Below are 14,791 nucleotides of genomic sequence, written 5' to 3' on the forward strand. Positions count from 1 at the left end.
GAGCGGCCCGCGCCACGCGCAAGACCAACCCGCCTGCCCGTTATCATGGGGTATCGCTGCGTTCCCGGCCACCCGGTCAGGTACGGCTGTGTGAATCAGCCGCCGGTTTTGAGCAATCGCTGTTTCTGGCGACCCCAATCGCGCTTGGCCTGCGTTTCGCGTTTGTCGTGGATCTTTTTACCCTTGGCGATGCCAATCTTCATCTTCACCATACCCTTGTGGTTGAAGTAGATCACCAAAGGGACAAGCGTCATACCCTTGCGCTGGGTCTCGTTCCACAGCTTTGCCAACTCTTTGCGCGACACCAATAGTTTACGGCGGCGGCGCTCCTCGTGCGGAAACATCGCGCGGTTATAGGGCGCGATATAAGAATTGACGAGCCACAGCTCTCCGTCCTCGACCGCGGCATAACTCTCGGCGATATTGGCGCTGTTTTCGCGCAGGGATTTCACCTCAGACCCCTGCAGGACAATCCCAACCTCAAGGTCATCTTCAATTGCATAATCAAACCGCGCACGGCGATTGTCGGCGATCACCTTGTAATTCGGGTTCTCTTTCGGCTTGGCCATGACAGCGGTCTCCTTATTCCGCAAGAGCTGTAGATATAGGAGAACGGGTCCAGTTTGAAACGGTTTCTCCGCCACAAGCGTGCAAACCCGGCAGCCCTTCGAAAATTGCTGGCCGATATCGAACGGGTGCTGGTAAACACATTCATTTTCAAAAGGTTGCACACGCTCGACAACCTGTCGCGCGCCCGTCCGTCGCAGGTTGCTTTAAAGCTGCATTCCAGACCTAACTTATAAACCAAACGGTCAACAAGGTTGCTGGTCCATGGACACACTGATCCTTTCGCGCATCCAATTCGGTGCCAATATTTCGTTTCATATCCTGTTCCCAACGATCACCATCGCGCTGGGATGGGTGCTTTTGTTTTTCAAATTGCGGTTCACCCGCACGCAAGAGCAAAAGTGGCTGGAAGCCTATCGCTTTTGGGTCAAAGTCTTTGCGCTCAGCTTTGCGATGGGTGTGGTCAGTGGCATCACGATGTCGTTCCAGTTTGGCACCAACTGGCCGGGCTTTATGGAATCCGTCGGCAATATCGCGGGGCCATTGTTGGCATATGAAGTGATGACCGCCTTCTTTTTGGAAGCTGTGTTTCTGGGCATCATGCTGTTTGGGATGTCCAAAGTGCCAAGCTGGTTACACACGTTGTCGACCTTTCTGGTCGCCTTTGGGACCACCATGTCAGCGTTCTGGATTCTGGTCCTGAACTCATGGATGCACACGCCGGCCGGGTTCGAAATGCGTGATGGCGTGGCCTATGCGACCGATTGGCTGGCAATCATATTTAACCCATCCATGCCCTATCGACTGGTGCATATGCTGCTGGCCTCCGGTCTGACCGTGGCGTTTTTGCTGGCAGGGCTCAGCGCGTTCCGCTGGCTGATCGGTGATCGCTCTGCCGGCGTTCGGGCAACGCTGAAAACGGGCCTCACCATCGGCGCGGTTCTGATCCCGTTGCAAATTCTCGCCGGCGATTTTCATGGCCTCAACACTCTGGAACATCAGCCCCAGAAAGTCGCTGCCATGGAGGGCAATTGGGAAACCGGCCCGAACGTGCCACTGGTGCTGTTCGCGATCCCGAATGAAGACACCCGCTCTAACGATCATGAAATTGGCATCCCAAACGGCGCGTCTCTTATTCTTAAACATTCGGCAGACGGCATCGTGCCGGGTTTGAATGACTTTATTCTGGAAGACGGCACGGTCAAACATCCCCCCGTCGCGCCGGTCTTCTTCAGCTTCCGCATCATGGTTGCAACCGGGATGGCGATGCTATTGCTCAGCTGGGCATCGGTGTTCTTTATGGCGCGGAAACGGCGTGGTGTAGAGGGCCTGCCCAAACCAATGCTCTATGCGATGGTGCCAATGGCGTTCTCGGGCTGGGTCGCAACGCTTGCCGGATGGTACACAACGGAAATCGGCCGCCAGCCCTGGCTTGTGCAAGGCGTCCTGACCACCGAAGCCGCGGTTGCTGACGTGCCCGCACCTATGGTTGCAAGCACGTTGATCGCATACCTCGTCGTGTATGCGGCACTGCTCTTTGCGTATATCGGCGTGCTGTTCTACCTCGCACGCAAAGCGAGCAAAGGCGAACCTATTGGCAAACGCGCGCCTGTCTCGCAAGAGGCACCCGTCACACTGGCAGCGGAGTGATCGACATGTATCTATTTGGTGATCCCGAAATCTGGCTGCCCTTGGCCTTTGCCGGCCTCATGGGCGCGTCGATCCTGATCTATGTGGTGCTGGACGGGTTTGATCTTGGCGTCGGTGTGCTGTTCCCTTTTGCCGAAGCCGACGAAAAGGACCGCATGATCGCGTCCATCGGCCCGTTCTGGGACGCAAATGAAACCTGGCTTGTTCTTGCCATTGGCATCCTGCTGGTGGCGTTTCCTACGGCCCACGGCACAATCCTCACTGCGCTGTACCTTCCGGTTGCAATCATGCTGATCGGGTTGATCCTGCGGGGGGTGTCGTTTGAATTTCGCGTCAAGGCACCGGCCCCGCACAAACGGGCTTGGGACAATGCTTTCTACATCGGCTCTATGATGACATCGCTCAGCCAGGGCTACATGCTGGGGCTTTACATCATGGGCTTGCAGATCACGCCCTTTACATTGTTTTTTGCCTGCGTGACGGCTGTGTTCCTGACCGTGGCGTATTCGTTCATCGGGGCAACGTGGTTGATCCTGAAAACCGATGGCGCACTGCAAAAGAAAGCTGTTGAATGGTCCAAAGGCGGGATCTGGGGTGTCGTGCTTGGACTTGGAGCCGTGTCTCTTGCGTCGCCATGGGTCAGTCCGCGCATCTTCGACAAGTGGTTTTCGATGCCAGAGGTCTTCTTTCTGTTGCCCCTGCCGCTCATGTCCGGCGCGTTGATCGTCTTGCTTTGGATCGCACTCCGCCGCCTGCCGACAAGCGACGACAGCTTTGCATGGTTCCCCTTTGCGGCCACGATTGTGCTGTTCGTGCTTGGCTTTTTTGGGATGGCCTATTCGTTCTACCCGTTCATCGTGCCGGAACAATTGACCATCTACGAAGCCGCAAGCGCGCCGGAGAGCCTATTCATTATCCTGATTGGAACGGTCTTCGTGCTGCCAATGATCCTGGGCTACACCGCGCTGGCTTACACGGTGTTCCGCGGCAAAGCGACGACGCTCAGCTACGACTAGGAACGCGCTGGCGGCCTTGTGCCGTCAGCTCAACCACCTCATCGCCTTCGATACAGATCACAGAAAGCGGGCGGCCGTATCCCGCACCTGTATCGAGGTTGATGCGGTTCGGATAGCGTTCCACCGCATCAACCGGTGTGTGCCCATGCACCACAACCGCGCCATGATCGCGTTTGTCTGCATGAAACTCCTGCCTGATCCAAAGAAGGTCTTGTTCATCCTGCTGGTCAAACGGCACACCGGGAAGAATTCCAGCATGGGCAAAGAAATACCCGTTTTCTTGATGTGAGGTGTTCAGGCCCCGTAAGAATGCCTTGTGCGTGTCGGGCACCGCATCGCGCAAGATCGCAGCAAGATCGGCTTTGCGAATACGGTCGGGAATGTAGACGTCATAGGATGCAATCGTCTCGACCCCGCCAATGGCTTGATGAAACCAGTGATATCCAACCAGCAAATGTGGATCGAACCGGGGGCCATCAGGTTCAACGTACCATTCAAAGAACCGATCATGATTGCCTTTGAGGCAGACCCAATCCCGCCCGGCGGCCTGTCCTTGGACAAGCGTGTCAATCACGCCTTTGCTGTCGGGCCCGCGATCCACATAGTCACCCAGAAAAACCACCCGTGCATCGCGCCCGCCATCCGCGTCAATCCGGGCCAAAGCGGTTTCCAGCATACCAAGCTGGCCATGAATATCACCAATCGCGTAAAGAGCCTGTGTCATGCGCAATGTTTCGCACGCAGCTAAGGGCGGCGCAATGCGCACCGCCCTTTGCTTTTCGTCTGACAAACCGTGGAATTGTCAGGCGACATCAAACTGCAGCGGCTTCACCTGCGTGAACAAGCCCGTGTCATTCAGAGCCTTCAGCGCATTGGCCGGAACGGGTTCATCGACATACAAAAGCGCGATGGCCTCGCCCTTCACATCTGCCCGACCCAATGTGAAGTTCGCGATGTTCACGCCATGCGACCCCATTGTTTGACCCAATGCACCGATTATTCCGGGAACATCTTCGTTGGTTGTATAGATCATGTGGGCTCCGATCTCGGCGTCGATATTGATGCCCTTGATTTGAATAAACCGCGGCTTGCCGTCGCTGAATACCGTCCCGGCAATCGACCGTTCGCGTTTGTCCGTAACGACGGTCAATTTGATATAGCCCTCAAACGCGCCTGACTTGGCCTGGTTCGTGGTGCTGATCTTGATCCCACGCTCTGCCGCAATCAAGGGCGCACTGACCATGTTCACATCCGGGTTCACCCGCTTCATGATCCCCGCAATCGCAGAACAGTTCAGCGCCTCAAGATTCATATCCGAGACCGCCCCATCATAAAGGATGTTGATCGCATTGATCGGCTCATCGGTCATCTGGCCGATAAAGCTTCCCAGATGGTCGGCAAGCTTGATCCAGGGGCCCATGACCTTCGCCTCTTCTGCCGTGACAGATGGCATATTGAGCGCGTTTTCAACCGCCCCGGTCAGCAGATAATTCGCCATTTGCTCGGCCACTTGCAGCGCCACGTTTTCCTGCGCCTCGGTCGTCGCAGCCCCCAGATGCGGGGTGCAGACGACATTGGGCAAGTTGAACAGAGGGTTGTCTTTGGCAGGCTCTTCTTTGAACACATCAAACGCCGCCCCGGCCACATGGCCGGATTTCAGAAGCGCGGCAAGCGCGTCTTCATCAACCAATCCGCCCCGCGCGCAATTGATGATGCGCACGCCTTGCTTGGTTTTGGCAAGATTTTCGGCAGACAGGATGTTTGCCGTCTGATCGGTGTAAGGCACATGCAAGCTGATGAAATCGGCACGTTCGAGCAACGCGTCGAGGTCCACCTTTTCGACCTGCATCTTTTCGGCCTTTTCTTCGCCAAGAAACGGGTCATAGGCAATAACCTTCATCTTGAGACCACGCGCGCGGTCACAGACGATGCCGCCAATATTGCCCGCGCCGATGACGCCCAATGTCTTGCCCGTCAGTTCAACCCCCATAAATTTGGACTTTTCCCATTTACCGGCATGGGTGGAGGCGCTGGCTTCGGGGATCTGACGCGCGACGGCAAACATCATCGCGATGGCATGTTCGGCGGTGGTGATCATATTGCCAAAGGGTGTGTTCATGACGATCACGCCCTTTTTGGAGGCGGCATCCTTGTCGACATTGTCAGTCCCGATGCCAGCCCGGCCAATGACCTTGAGCTTATCGGCGGCCGCAAGGATTGTCGGCGTCACCTTGGTGGCCGAGCGGATCGCCAGACCATCGTATTGGCCGATCACTTCGGCCAGCTTGTCTTTATCCTTGCCAAGGTCCGGCTGGAAATCCACATCAATGCCGCGATCCTTGAAGATTTGCACGGCGGCGTCAGAGAGTTTGTCAGAGATAAGTACACGGGGAGCCATATCTTGGTCCTTTAGAAAGAGTGGGAAAAGGTGCGTGGCAGGACGCACCTTGGGTCGGTGTCTGATGGCACGCGCTTTGTCAGGCGTGTGACAGTGCCTCGATTTCAGCGTGGAACGCCCAGTCAAGCCAGGGCAACAACGCTTCGATATCCGATGTTTCCACGGTGCCACCGCACCAGATGCGCAGCCCGGCCGGGGCATCCCGATACGCGCCAATATCGAACGCCACGGCCTCTGCCTCCAGCCGCTTTGCAACAGCTTTGGCAAACGCCGCGCCATCGGTGATCCGGTCATCCGTGAACTTCAGGCACACAGAGGTGTTGGACCGCGTTGCCGGGTCCACCGCCAGATTGGCGATCCAGTCATGCGCGTCGCAGAAATCCCAGATTGCCTGCGCATTGGCATTGGCCCGTGCGATCAAACCCGTCAGGCCACCGACAGACCGCGCCCAATCCAGCGCTTGCAGATAGTCTTCGACACATAACATCGACGGCGTGTTGATCGTTGCGCCGCTAAAGATACCGTCTATCAGTTTACCACCTTTGGTGAGGCGGAAAATCTTGGGCAGCGGCCATGGCGGTGTGTAGCTTTCAAGCCGCGCAACCGCCCGCGGCGACAGGATCAGCATCCCATGCGCTGCCTCTCCGCCCAGCACTTTCTGCCAGGAAAAGGTGGTCACATCGAGCTTGTCCCACGGCAGGTCCATCGCAAACGCGGCAGAGGTTGCATCACACAGCGTCAGCCCCGATCGATCCGCCGGGATCGCATCCCCGTTGGGCATGCGCACACCCGAGGTTGTCCCGTTCCATGTAAAACAGACGTCATTGTTATAGTTCAACGCCGCCATATCGACGATTTCGCCATAGTCGGCGGTGTGGACGGTGTGCTCGATCTTCAGCTGTTTGACCGCATCCGTCACCCAGCCTGCGCCAAAGCTCTCCCACGCGACCATTTCCGCCGGACGCTCACCCAGCATGGTCCACATTGCCATTTCATAGGCACCGGTGTCAGAGGCCGGCACGATGCCGATTTTGTAATCCGCAGGCACACCCAGAACGGCACGCGTCTGATCAATCGCGGCTTTGAGTTTATCTTTGCCAACAGCCGCGCGGTGCGACCGCCCCAAGGGCGCGTCCGCAAGGTTATCGAGTTTGAAAACGGGGGGTTTGGCACAGGGGCCAGAAGAAAAACGCGGATTTGCTGGTACAGCAACAGGTTTAGAGGCCGGCCGCGTTGCCGGTTGTGACATAGCCATTTATGCTACCCTTCCAGATAAGCGCCCCTCGTTGGGGAGGGGTGTCCCACCCACGGGTCTATGCGGCAGCGCCGCAGCACACAAGCCGGAATTTGGATCAAATGGGCCGAAGTCGCCGATCTGATCCGGCGCATCCGTTGCGGATCGGAAACTTTCCAAACGTCGCTTGCGTGTAGAGCGTTGGTGCCTCCGGCGGGCATATTTTGAAAAAGAAGACGGGAATGCCATGAAAATGTATTCCGTCTGACGTTTTTTCGCGCCATCTGTAGAGCGCCAGAAAACTGCCAAGGATACAACCATGTGGACCGCGACTTTGATAGCAAAACCGGGCACGCTTGATCCCGCTTTGGGGGACGCGTTGCGCAACGCCTGGGGCGGTGGGGATCTGGTTTGGCTGTCGCCGGATGAGGCCGCCGAATTTGACATGCCGTCTGTGCCTGACACGCTCTCGCACAGTGCAAGCGCCCTACAGGAGCAAGGGGTGGATCTGGTTGTGCAGCGCACAAAGGGGCGGCGCAAGAAGATGCTGCTTGCCGATATGGACAGCACTATGATCCAGCAGGAATGTATTGATGAACTGGCCGAGGTTGCCGGTGTCGGAGACCAGGTCAGGGACATCACCGCACGCGCCATGAACGGCGAGCTTGATTTTGAAGGTGCCTTGATCGAACGGGTCAGGTTGCTTAGGGATTTGCCCGTTGCCGCGGTGGATCAGGTGCTTGCGGACAGGATCACGCTGATGCCCGGCGGATTGACCCTGCTGGCGACGATGAAGGCCAATGGCGCCTATACCGCCCTGGTGTCTGGTGGCTTCACCGCCTTTACCCAACGGGTGGCAGCCTTGCTGGGATTTGACGAAAACCGGGCCAACACATTGTCAGAAATGGATGGCATGTTGACCGGCGATGTCGGCCGCCCCATCCTGGGGCGTGATGCAAAGGTCGCGGCCTTGGCAGAGATATCCGCATCGCGTGGCATTGCCGAAGACGATGTTCTGGCCGTCGGAGACGGGGCCAACGATCTTGGCATGTTGCACCGCGCCGGCACAGGAGTTGCGCTGCACGCAAAACCCAGTGTGCAGGCGCAAGCAAAGATACGCATCAATCACGGAGATCTGACCGCCCTGCTTTTCCTGCAGGGGTATGACCGAGAGGCGTTTGTCACGCCATAAGGCCGGGCGCGGGTTTGATTTCGCCAGTCACCAACCCGTCCCAGTTGACAATAGCCGGGTTGAGGAACGCCGCCACATCCGGATGCGCCGGGTGCAGCACCTTTAGCCGAACCAAAAGCGCTGCGATGGCACATTCGGCAGCGCGCGTTGCACCATCGGCAGCCTTGACTGCAATTCCCAGACCGTGACGGGGCAGAATCGCGATAAAATACCCCTCTGCCCCGGTTTTCAAAGCGATCGGGTTTTGTGACGCACGCATCAGGCGCGTGCAGGCGCGGCCGTCTCCGGCAACAAGATCGGGATGCGTGTACATCGCCTCTGTCAGACGGGTCGCCGCTTTGCTTAGGCGATCAGAGCGTTGGCCTGCGGTGGCAAACCAGCCCATCGCCCGCGCCATGCCGTGCATCGTGGTGGCAAAATTCGGCGCGGAACACCCGTCTATGCCAAATCCTGGGGAGTCCATCCCTGTGACGGTTTCAAACGCGTCCCGACATGCCGTTTGAACCGGGTGGTCGGGTGCTACGTAATCTGGACCTGCCTCAAGATGATGCGCCAGGGTCAGAAAGCCCGCGTGTTTGCCCGAGCAATTGTTGTGTACGCGGCAGGGGGATTTTTTCGCGCGAATCATATCGATCCGCAGATCGGCATCGCGGCTTTCCTGCGGGCCGCATTGCAAGGCATTGTCGGTCAGGCCAAGATCGGACAGCCACTGATTGACCCGGTCAACATGACGCGGGGCTCCCTGATGGGATGCGCAGGCCAGTGCCAGATGTTCAGCGCCCAAACCAGCCGTGTCCGCCGCGCCTGATGTGACCAATGGCAGGGCCTGAAGCATCTTAGACGAGCTGCGCGGAAGGACCACCGCGTCCGGATTTCCCCATGCGCTGACAATCTGGCCAGTGCCGTCACAAATCACCGCATGTCCTGCATGAACACTTTCAAGAAACGGACCGCGCCAGATCTCGGCAAGTGGTGCCGCCTGTGTCATCGGAAATCCCCCCTGGGAATGGGCAAAAATCTGCCAATTGGGCTTTAAGTGGTGTGATTAATCAGGCTATTCTAACCGGGTCGAGAGAAAAGTTGCAGTGACATAATCAAACACCAAATCCATATTGCAACGTATACACGAGTTGAGGCTAAGGACGGTCTGGAGGCTGGACGCATGAAATCATGGATCGGCGGGATGGCAATCGGCGCAATGGCGCTGATGTCTGCTGGAGCCAGCATGGCGCAGGAAGAAACAAGCACGAACCGGGTGAACGCAATCACCGATTGGAGCGTGTTTGAAGGTCAGGACCCGCGCGAATGCTGGGCCGTGACCACGTATAAAGAAAGCGTGAACACACGCGGCGGGCGCGTCGTTGCCGTAACACGGGGCGAAATCCTGTTGATGGTCTTTTACCGCCCCGGGGCCGAAGTGCAGGGTCAGGTGGCCTTTACCGGCGGCTATCCATTTGCGCCGGGATCAACCGTGAACGTGAATATCAGTGGAACCGAGTTCGAGCTGTTCACCGAAGGTGAATGGGCCTGGCCCGCAACGCCACAGGATGATTCCAAAATTGTCACCGCGATGAAGCGGGGGGCCAATGCAATTGTGACCGCCCGTTCAGCGCGGGGAACAACCACGAAAGACACGTTTTCGCTTCTTGGGTTCACCGCGGCAGTCGAGGATGCAGAGCAGCGCTGCCAATCTTAAAGGCGCGGTAATTTCGCATTCCCCTTTGGCAAAACCGATTCCCTCCTATATGTGGCGTGTCTTATCCTGAAAAAGGCACATCCCATGACCGGCGCTGCACCGATCACCCAAGACGTAATGACGATCCCCCGCAAGATGCCGGAGGGTGGCAAGACGAATATCGTTGGCCTGACGCGCCCCGCCTTGCGCGAGGCGCTCATTGCTATGGGCACGCCCGAAAAGCAGGCCAAGATGCGGGTCAACCAGATCTGGCAATGGGTCTACCAATGGGGCGTGCGCGATTTTCATGCGATGACAAACCTTGCCAAAGCGTATCGCGCGCAGCTGGATGAGCATTTCGACATCGCCGTGCCCGAGATGGTGTCGAAAAACGTCTCGGCCGACGGCACACGGAAATACCTTGTATGCATCGCAGGCGGGCACGAGGTTGAGGTGGTGTACATCCCCGAAACCGACCGCGGCACGCTGTGCATTTCCTCTCAGGTCGGCTGCACGCTCACCTGTTCGTTCTGCCACACTGGCACTCAAAAACTGGTCCGCAACCTGACGGCGGGTGAGATCATCGGACAGGTCATGCTGGCCCGCGACGATCTTGAGGAATGGCCGCAGCCGGGTGTTGGCACCGGCGAAGCGGGTCCGCGTTTGCTGTCGAACATCGTGCTGATGGGCATGGGCGAACCGCTCTACAATTTCGACAACGTCCGCGACGCGATGAAGATCGCGATGGATGGCGAAGGCATCGCCCTGTCGCGCCGTCGGATCACGCTGTCCACCTCTGGCGTTGTACCCGAGATCGCCAAGACCGCCGAGGAAATAGGCTGCCTTCTGGCTGTCAGCTTCCACGCCACCACCGACGAGGTGCGCGACAAGCTGGTCCCGATCAACAAGCGCTGGAATATCGAAACACTGCTGGACGCGCTGCGCGAATATCCGAAGAAATCGAACTCCGAGCGGATCACATTTGAATACGTGATGCTCAAGGATGTGAACGATTCCGACGAAGACGCGCGCCGTTTGGTCAAACTGATCAAAGGCATCCCGGCCAAGATCAACTTGATCCCCTTCAACGAATGGCCTGGCGCGCCCTATGAACGCTCTGACTGGTCCCGGATCGAAGCCTTTGCCGACATCATCTACAAGGCAGGCTACGCGTCGCCCATCCGCACCCCGCGCGGCGAAGACATCATGGCCGCCTGCGGCCAGTTGAAATCCGCCACCGAACGCGCCCGCAAAAGCAAGGCCCAGATCGCGGCCGAAACAGGTATCGGTTAAACGAAGGCGTCTCGCTTGAACCGCACATGCGCGTCAGGTCCCCTTGGGTCTAATTCGAAAAGCGTGTCACGTTTTGCAAAATAGGCCCGCCAATTCTTGTCCGGCGTTGCGCTGATCGACGTACCATGCAATCGCCGCATCACGGGATTGAGGTCCGCCACCCGCATTCCCCGGCCTTCGGTGCTATGCGCGGCAATCACGGACTTGATCTTGTGATCAAGGTCCGACACCGGCAAAGGCGCAATTTTCGGCCCGGGCATGTCCCCCAACACCTGAAATTCTGAACAGGCCCGCCGCAAACAAGGCGTTGTCTTCTCTTCTCCCATCCCGATAACCTGCACATTGCGTGCACGGATGAACCGCGCAAGGTGCTTAAAATCCGCATCAGAGCTGCACAAACAGACAGTGTCCACAGTTTGTGAAAGCACATGATCGACCGCCTCAATCGCCAGCAGAACGTCGGTCGCGTTTTTTCCGCTTCCAGAATAGACAAACTGAAAAGATGGCGCGTCCCGCCAACACGCGAGTGCAGTCTCATTGCCATACACGCGTGCAACAGTCGCATGGCCGAAGGACGAGGCGCGTCGCAAAATCCGTCCTGCAAACTTTGCTGAAAGGTTGTCCCCGTCCACAAAAACAGCCACTGAATTCGACATAACAGGACGTTCCTCGTTGCCTGACGACAATGTCCAACATCAATTCGACGATAATTTGACCATCAAACAACAGTGTGCCGTTTGTTTGGCTCTTTCTGTTTCAACGGGATGGGGCGCGCAACGCACCCGGACAGGAATTCCTCGACCCGCCCCTTGACCCTCCAGTCGCTGGAACCCTTATGTGAGGCTGGAACCACAAGGACCAGCCCCATGACCACGCTTCGTTTCACCGTCGATAATCTCAGCTGCGCAGGCTGCGCGGGCCGTGCCGAGCGTGCGTTGCAAGGCGTCGATGGCGTCTCCGAAGCCTCGGTCAACATCGCCAATCACACGGCGCAGGTCACGGGCGACGCCCCGGTGACATCCCTGACCGCTGCCCTTGCCGACGCGGGCTACCCTGCCCACGAAATCACGCACCGGCTCAAGATCACCGGCATGAGCTGCGCGTCCTGCGTGGGCCGCGTCGAACGCGCGCTGCAAGAGACGGAGGGCGTCGTGGCCGCTTCCGTCAACCTCGCCACAGAAACGGCAGAGGTTCGCATCCTCGACGGCGCAATCACCCCCGCAAAACTTGCAGATATCGTTAGCCAGACGGGCTATAACGCCACCCCGGTCACGTCCGACACACCGCAAGAGACTGACGAGATCTCCCCGCTCAGGCGCGACACGCTCATCGCGGGTGCGCTGACGCTTCCGGTCTTCCTGACCGAAATGGGCGGACATCTGTTCCCGCCGATCCACCACGCGATCATGGGCACCATCGGGATGCAGACCTTCTGGGTGCTGCAATTCGTGCTGGTCACTCTGGTGCTCGTCTGGCCCGGTCGCCGCTTCTTCCGCATCGGCCTGCCGCTTCTCTTCAAAGGCACGCCCGACATGAACAGCCTTGTGGCGCTTGGCACAGGCGCGGCCTGGGTGTTCTCGACCATCGCCACCTTCGCCCCCGCGCTTTTGCCCGAAGGCACCCGCGCCGTGTATTTCGAAGCCGCCGCCGTGATCGTCACCCTGATCCTCGCTGGCCGCTGGATGGAGGCACGCGCCAAGGGCCGCACCGGGGCCGCGATCCGCCATCTGGTCGGCCTGCGCCCCGACACCGTGCGCGTGCTGCGCGACGGGGCGTTTACAGAACGCCCGTTGGCCGAAATCCAGACCGACGACCTGATCGAAGCCCGCCCCGGCGCGCGCATCGCCGTGGATGGGATCGTGACCGACGGCACATCTTTCGTTGACGAAAGCATGATCACCGGCGAACCCGTGCCCGTGTCAAAATCCGAAGGCGATGCGGTGACAGGCGGCACGATCAACGGCAACGCCCCGCTGACCTATCGCGCCACCGCCGTGGGGCAAGACACCGTGCTCGCCCGCATCATCGACATGGTGCAAACCGCGCAGGGTGCGAAACTGCCCATTCAGGCGCTCGCCGATCAGGTCGTGCGCATCTTCGTGCCTGTCGTGCTTGCCATTGCCGCGCTGACCATCGTGGTCTGGCTGATCTTTGGCCCGGACCTCAGCTATGCGCTGACCGCGGGCGTTGCGGTGCTCATCATCGCCTGCCCCTGCGCCATGGGGCTTGCCACGCCCACCTCGATCATGGTCGGCACAGGCCGCGCCGCCGAACTGGGTGTGCTCTTCCGCAAGGGCGATGCGTTGCAACGGCTGGATGCGGCCAAGGTCATCGCCTTCGACAAGACCGGCACCCTGACCGAGGGCCGCCCCACCCTGGTGGACCAGACCACCCTGCCGGGCATCGACCCTGCACAGGCGTTAACCCTCACCGCCGCGGTCGAGCAAAGCTCGGACCACCCCATCGCCCTCGCGATCCTGACCGCCGCGCCGGACACGCTGCCCAAGGCCGAAACCGAAACCATCCCCGGCTACGGCCTTAGCGCACAGATCGACAGGCAGACAATCCTTGTCGGGTCCGAGCGTTTGCTGACCTCGCGCGGCATCGACACGAGCGGTCTGCAAGGGGCAATCCAGGCCTACGCCACCAAAGGCCATTCCCTTGTCTGCCTCGCCATCGACGGCACCGCCGCCGCTGTCTTCGCCGTCGCCGACCAAATCAAACCAAGCGCCAAACCCGCCATCGACGCGCTGCACGCCCAGGGTCTGACGGTCGCCATGATCTCGGGCGATAACGAGGCCGCCGCCACGGCCATCGCGCAGCAACTCGGCATCGACCATGTGACCGCAGGCGTCCTGCCCGATGGCAAGGTCGACGCCATCAAAGACCTGCGCACCCGGTTCGGACCCGTGGCGTTCGTCGGCGACGGCATCAACGACGCGCCCGCTCTGGCCGAAGCCGAAACCGGCCTTGCCATCGGCACCGGCACGGACGTGGCGATAGAGGCCGCCGATATCGTGCTGTCCTCCGGCCGCGTCTCGGGTGTTGTCAACGCCGTTGAGGCCTCGCGCAAGACCATGCGCAACATCCGGCAAAACCTGTTCTGGGCCTTCGCCTACAACACCGCGCTGATCCCGGTTGCGGCGGGTGTGCTCTATCCGGCCTTCGGCATCCTGCTGTCCCCCATGCTCGGGGCCGCCGCAATGGCGCTCAGTTCGGTGTTCGTCGTCACCAACGCCCTGCGCCTGCGCACCATCGCCGCCGCGCAAAGCGACGCGCAAACCCAAACCTACCAAGAGGCCCCGGCATGAACATCGGAGAGGTCGCCCAACGCGCGGGCCTGCCCGCGAAAACCATCCGCTATTACGAGGACATCGGCCTCGTGAAACCCCCGCGCGATGCCAATGGCTACCGCGCTTTCCGCGACAGCGATGTGCACAAACTCGCCTTCCTCAGCCGCGCCCGCGCGCTTGGCTTCACCATCGAGGACTGCCGCACGTTGCTCACACTCTACGAGGACCAGACCCGCGCCAGCGCCGATGTGAAACAACTCGCCGAAGCGCATCTGCACAAGATCGAAGACAAGATCACCCAGCTGCAATCCATGCGCGACACGCTGTCCGACCTTGTCCATTCCTGCGCCGGGGACAACCGCCCCGACTGCCCGATCCTAAAAGACCTTGCTGCCGAACAGCCCTGATCCATCTTCTTGCCAGAAATATCCCGGGGGAGGCCGCAAGGCCGGGGGCAGCGCCCCCAAATCATC

Annotated in this window: 13 protein-coding genes and 1 pseudogene; 7 read left to right on the forward strand and 7 right to left on the reverse strand. The window is 59.1% G+C overall.

Going from position 1 to position 14,791, the window contains the following annotated elements:
• Positions 1 to 95 precede the first annotated feature (95 nt).
• Positions 96 to 569: an SsrA-binding protein SmpB gene (smpB, locus tag ACG74X_RS02600; RefSeq protein ID WP_411232521.1), complete on the reverse strand. Its 474-nt coding sequence runs from the start codon at positions 567 to 569 to the stop codon at positions 96 to 98.
• A gap of 262 nt (positions 570 to 831) precedes the next feature.
• On the opposite strand from smpB, the gene ACG74X_RS02605 reads away from it, so the two are divergent.
• Positions 832 to 2,217 carry a cytochrome ubiquinol oxidase subunit I gene (locus ACG74X_RS02605; RefSeq protein ID WP_411232522.1) on the forward strand — a complete coding sequence of 462 codons (1,386 nt, stop codon included), beginning with the start codon at positions 832 to 834 and terminating at the stop codon, positions 2,215 to 2,217.
• Positions 2,218 to 2,222: 5 nt separating this feature from the next.
• Positions 2,223 to 3,233, forward strand: coding sequence for a cytochrome d ubiquinol oxidase subunit II (locus ACG74X_RS02610; RefSeq protein ID WP_411232523.1), 1,011 nt, complete (start codon positions 2,223 to 2,225; stop codon positions 3,231 to 3,233).
• Here the strand turns inward: ACG74X_RS02610 and ACG74X_RS02615 are convergent.
• The 3 genes from ACG74X_RS02615 to ACG74X_RS02625 all read right to left on the reverse strand — a co-directional run bounded on the left by ACG74X_RS02615 (position 3,220) and on the right by ACG74X_RS02625 (position 6,886).
• Positions 3,220 to 3,957: a metallophosphoesterase family protein gene (locus tag ACG74X_RS02615; RefSeq protein WP_411232524.1), complete on the reverse strand. Its 738-nt coding sequence runs from the start codon at positions 3,955 to 3,957 to the stop codon at positions 3,220 to 3,222. The two genes, ACG74X_RS02610 and ACG74X_RS02615, sit on opposite strands and share 14 nt — an antisense overlap.
• Before the next feature lie 78 nt (positions 3,958 to 4,035).
• A complete protein-coding gene (gene serA / locus ACG74X_RS02620; RefSeq protein WP_411232525.1) occupies positions 4,036 to 5,631 on the reverse strand; it encodes a phosphoglycerate dehydrogenase in 1,596 nt (531 codons plus the stop codon).
• A gap of 79 nt (positions 5,632 to 5,710) precedes the next feature.
• Positions 5,711 to 6,886 (reverse strand): phosphoserine transaminase, encoded by a 1,176-nt coding sequence (locus ACG74X_RS02625; RefSeq protein WP_411232526.1) that lies wholly within the window; start codon positions 6,884 to 6,886, stop codon positions 5,711 to 5,713.
• A gap of 298 nt (positions 6,887 to 7,184) precedes the next feature.
• On the opposite strand from ACG74X_RS02625, the gene serB reads away from it, so the two are divergent.
• Positions 7,185 to 8,057, forward strand: coding sequence for a phosphoserine phosphatase SerB (gene serB / locus ACG74X_RS02630; protein WP_411232528.1), 873 nt, complete (start codon positions 7,185 to 7,187; stop codon positions 8,055 to 8,057).
• Here the strand turns inward: serB and ACG74X_RS02635 are convergent.
• On the reverse strand, positions 8,047 to 9,045 hold the full coding sequence (locus ACG74X_RS02635) for an asparaginase (RefSeq protein ID WP_411232530.1): 999 nt from the start codon (positions 9,043 to 9,045) through the stop codon (positions 8,047 to 8,049). The genes serB and ACG74X_RS02635 overlap by 11 nt on opposite strands.
• A 174-nt stretch (positions 9,046 to 9,219) precedes the next feature.
• On the opposite strand from ACG74X_RS02635, the gene ACG74X_RS02640 reads away from it, so the two are divergent.
• Both ACG74X_RS02640 and rlmN read left to right on the forward strand, forming a co-directional pair.
• Positions 9,220 to 9,753 carry an invasion associated locus B family protein gene (locus ACG74X_RS02640; RefSeq protein WP_411232532.1) on the forward strand — a complete coding sequence of 178 codons (534 nt, stop codon included), beginning with the start codon at positions 9,220 to 9,222 and terminating at the stop codon, positions 9,751 to 9,753.
• Between the two features lie 84 nt (positions 9,754 to 9,837).
• Positions 9,838 to 11,025, forward strand: a complete 1,188-nt coding sequence (gene rlmN, locus ACG74X_RS02645; protein ID WP_411232534.1) for a 23S rRNA (adenine(2503)-C(2))-methyltransferase RlmN — start codon at positions 9,838 to 9,840, stop codon at positions 11,023 to 11,025.
• Here the strand turns inward: rlmN and ACG74X_RS02650 are convergent.
• Both ACG74X_RS02650 and ACG74X_RS02655 read right to left on the reverse strand, forming a co-directional pair.
• The gene (locus ACG74X_RS02650) at positions 11,022 to 11,285 is read right to left on the reverse strand and encodes a hypothetical protein (protein ID WP_411232886.1); all 264 of its coding nucleotides are present in this window, start codon (positions 11,283 to 11,285) and stop codon (positions 11,022 to 11,024) included. The genes rlmN and ACG74X_RS02650 overlap by 4 nt on opposite strands.
• A 21-nt stretch (positions 11,286 to 11,306) precedes the next feature.
• Positions 11,307 to 11,681 (reverse strand): annotated as a pseudogene (locus ACG74X_RS02655) (NYN domain-containing protein); the annotation flags it as partial.
• Positions 11,682 to 11,891: 210 nt separating this feature from the next.
• Here ACG74X_RS02655 and ACG74X_RS02660 point away from each other — a divergent pair.
• Together ACG74X_RS02660 and cueR are read left to right on the forward strand one after the other, a co-directional pair.
• Positions 11,892 to 14,336, forward strand: coding sequence for a heavy metal translocating P-type ATPase (locus ACG74X_RS02660; RefSeq protein WP_411232536.1), 2,445 nt, complete (start codon positions 11,892 to 11,894; stop codon positions 14,334 to 14,336).
• Positions 14,333 to 14,725 (forward strand): Cu(I)-responsive transcriptional regulator, encoded by a 393-nt coding sequence (cueR, locus tag ACG74X_RS02665; RefSeq protein WP_411232538.1) that lies wholly within the window; start codon positions 14,333 to 14,335, stop codon positions 14,723 to 14,725. Before ACG74X_RS02660 ends, cueR begins: the two co-directional genes overlap by 4 nt.
• The last annotated feature ends 66 nt before the right edge of the window (positions 14,726 to 14,791 follow it).

It is taken from the genome of Marivita sp. S0852 (genome assembly GCF_046591575.1).
Lineage (GTDB): Bacteria > Pseudomonadota > Alphaproteobacteria > Rhodobacterales > Rhodobacteraceae > Marivita.

Excerpts from the sequence above, each read along its gene's own strand:
- smpB (WP_411232521.1), bottom strand. The coding sequence starts at position 569 with ATGGCCAAGCCGAAAGAGAACCCGAATTACAAGGTGATCGCCGACAAT.
- ACG74X_RS02605 (WP_411232522.1), top strand. The coding sequence starts at position 832 with ATGGACACACTGATCCTTTCGCGCATCCAATTCGGTGCCAATATTTCG.
- ACG74X_RS02610 (WP_411232523.1), top strand. The coding sequence starts at position 2,223 with ATGTATCTATTTGGTGATCCCGAAATCTGGCTGCCCTTGGCCTTTGCC.
- ACG74X_RS02615 (WP_411232524.1), bottom strand. The coding sequence starts at position 3,957 with ATGACACAGGCTCTTTACGCGATTGGTGATATTCATGGCCAGCTTGGT.
- serA (WP_411232525.1), bottom strand. The coding sequence starts at position 5,631 with ATGGCTCCCCGTGTACTTATCTCTGACAAACTCTCTGACGCCGCCGTG.
- ACG74X_RS02625 (WP_411232526.1), bottom strand. The coding sequence starts at position 6,886 with ATGGCTATGTCACAACCGGCAACGCGGCCGGCCTCTAAACCTGTTGCT.
- serB (WP_411232528.1), top strand. The coding sequence starts at position 7,185 with ATGTGGACCGCGACTTTGATAGCAAAACCGGGCACGCTTGATCCCGCT.
- ACG74X_RS02635 (WP_411232530.1), bottom strand. The coding sequence starts at position 9,045 with ATGACACAGGCGGCACCACTTGCCGAGATCTGGCGCGGTCCGTTTCTT.
- ACG74X_RS02640 (WP_411232532.1), top strand. The coding sequence starts at position 9,220 with ATGAAATCATGGATCGGCGGGATGGCAATCGGCGCAATGGCGCTGATG.
- rlmN (WP_411232534.1), top strand. The coding sequence starts at position 9,838 with ATGACCGGCGCTGCACCGATCACCCAAGACGTAATGACGATCCCCCGC.
- ACG74X_RS02650 (WP_411232886.1), bottom strand. The coding sequence starts at position 11,285 with ATGCCCGGGCCGAAAATTGCGCCTTTGCCGGTGTCGGACCTTGATCAC.
- ACG74X_RS02660 (WP_411232536.1), top strand. The coding sequence starts at position 11,892 with ATGACCACGCTTCGTTTCACCGTCGATAATCTCAGCTGCGCAGGCTGC.
- cueR (WP_411232538.1), top strand. The coding sequence starts at position 14,333 with ATGAACATCGGAGAGGTCGCCCAACGCGCGGGCCTGCCCGCGAAAACC.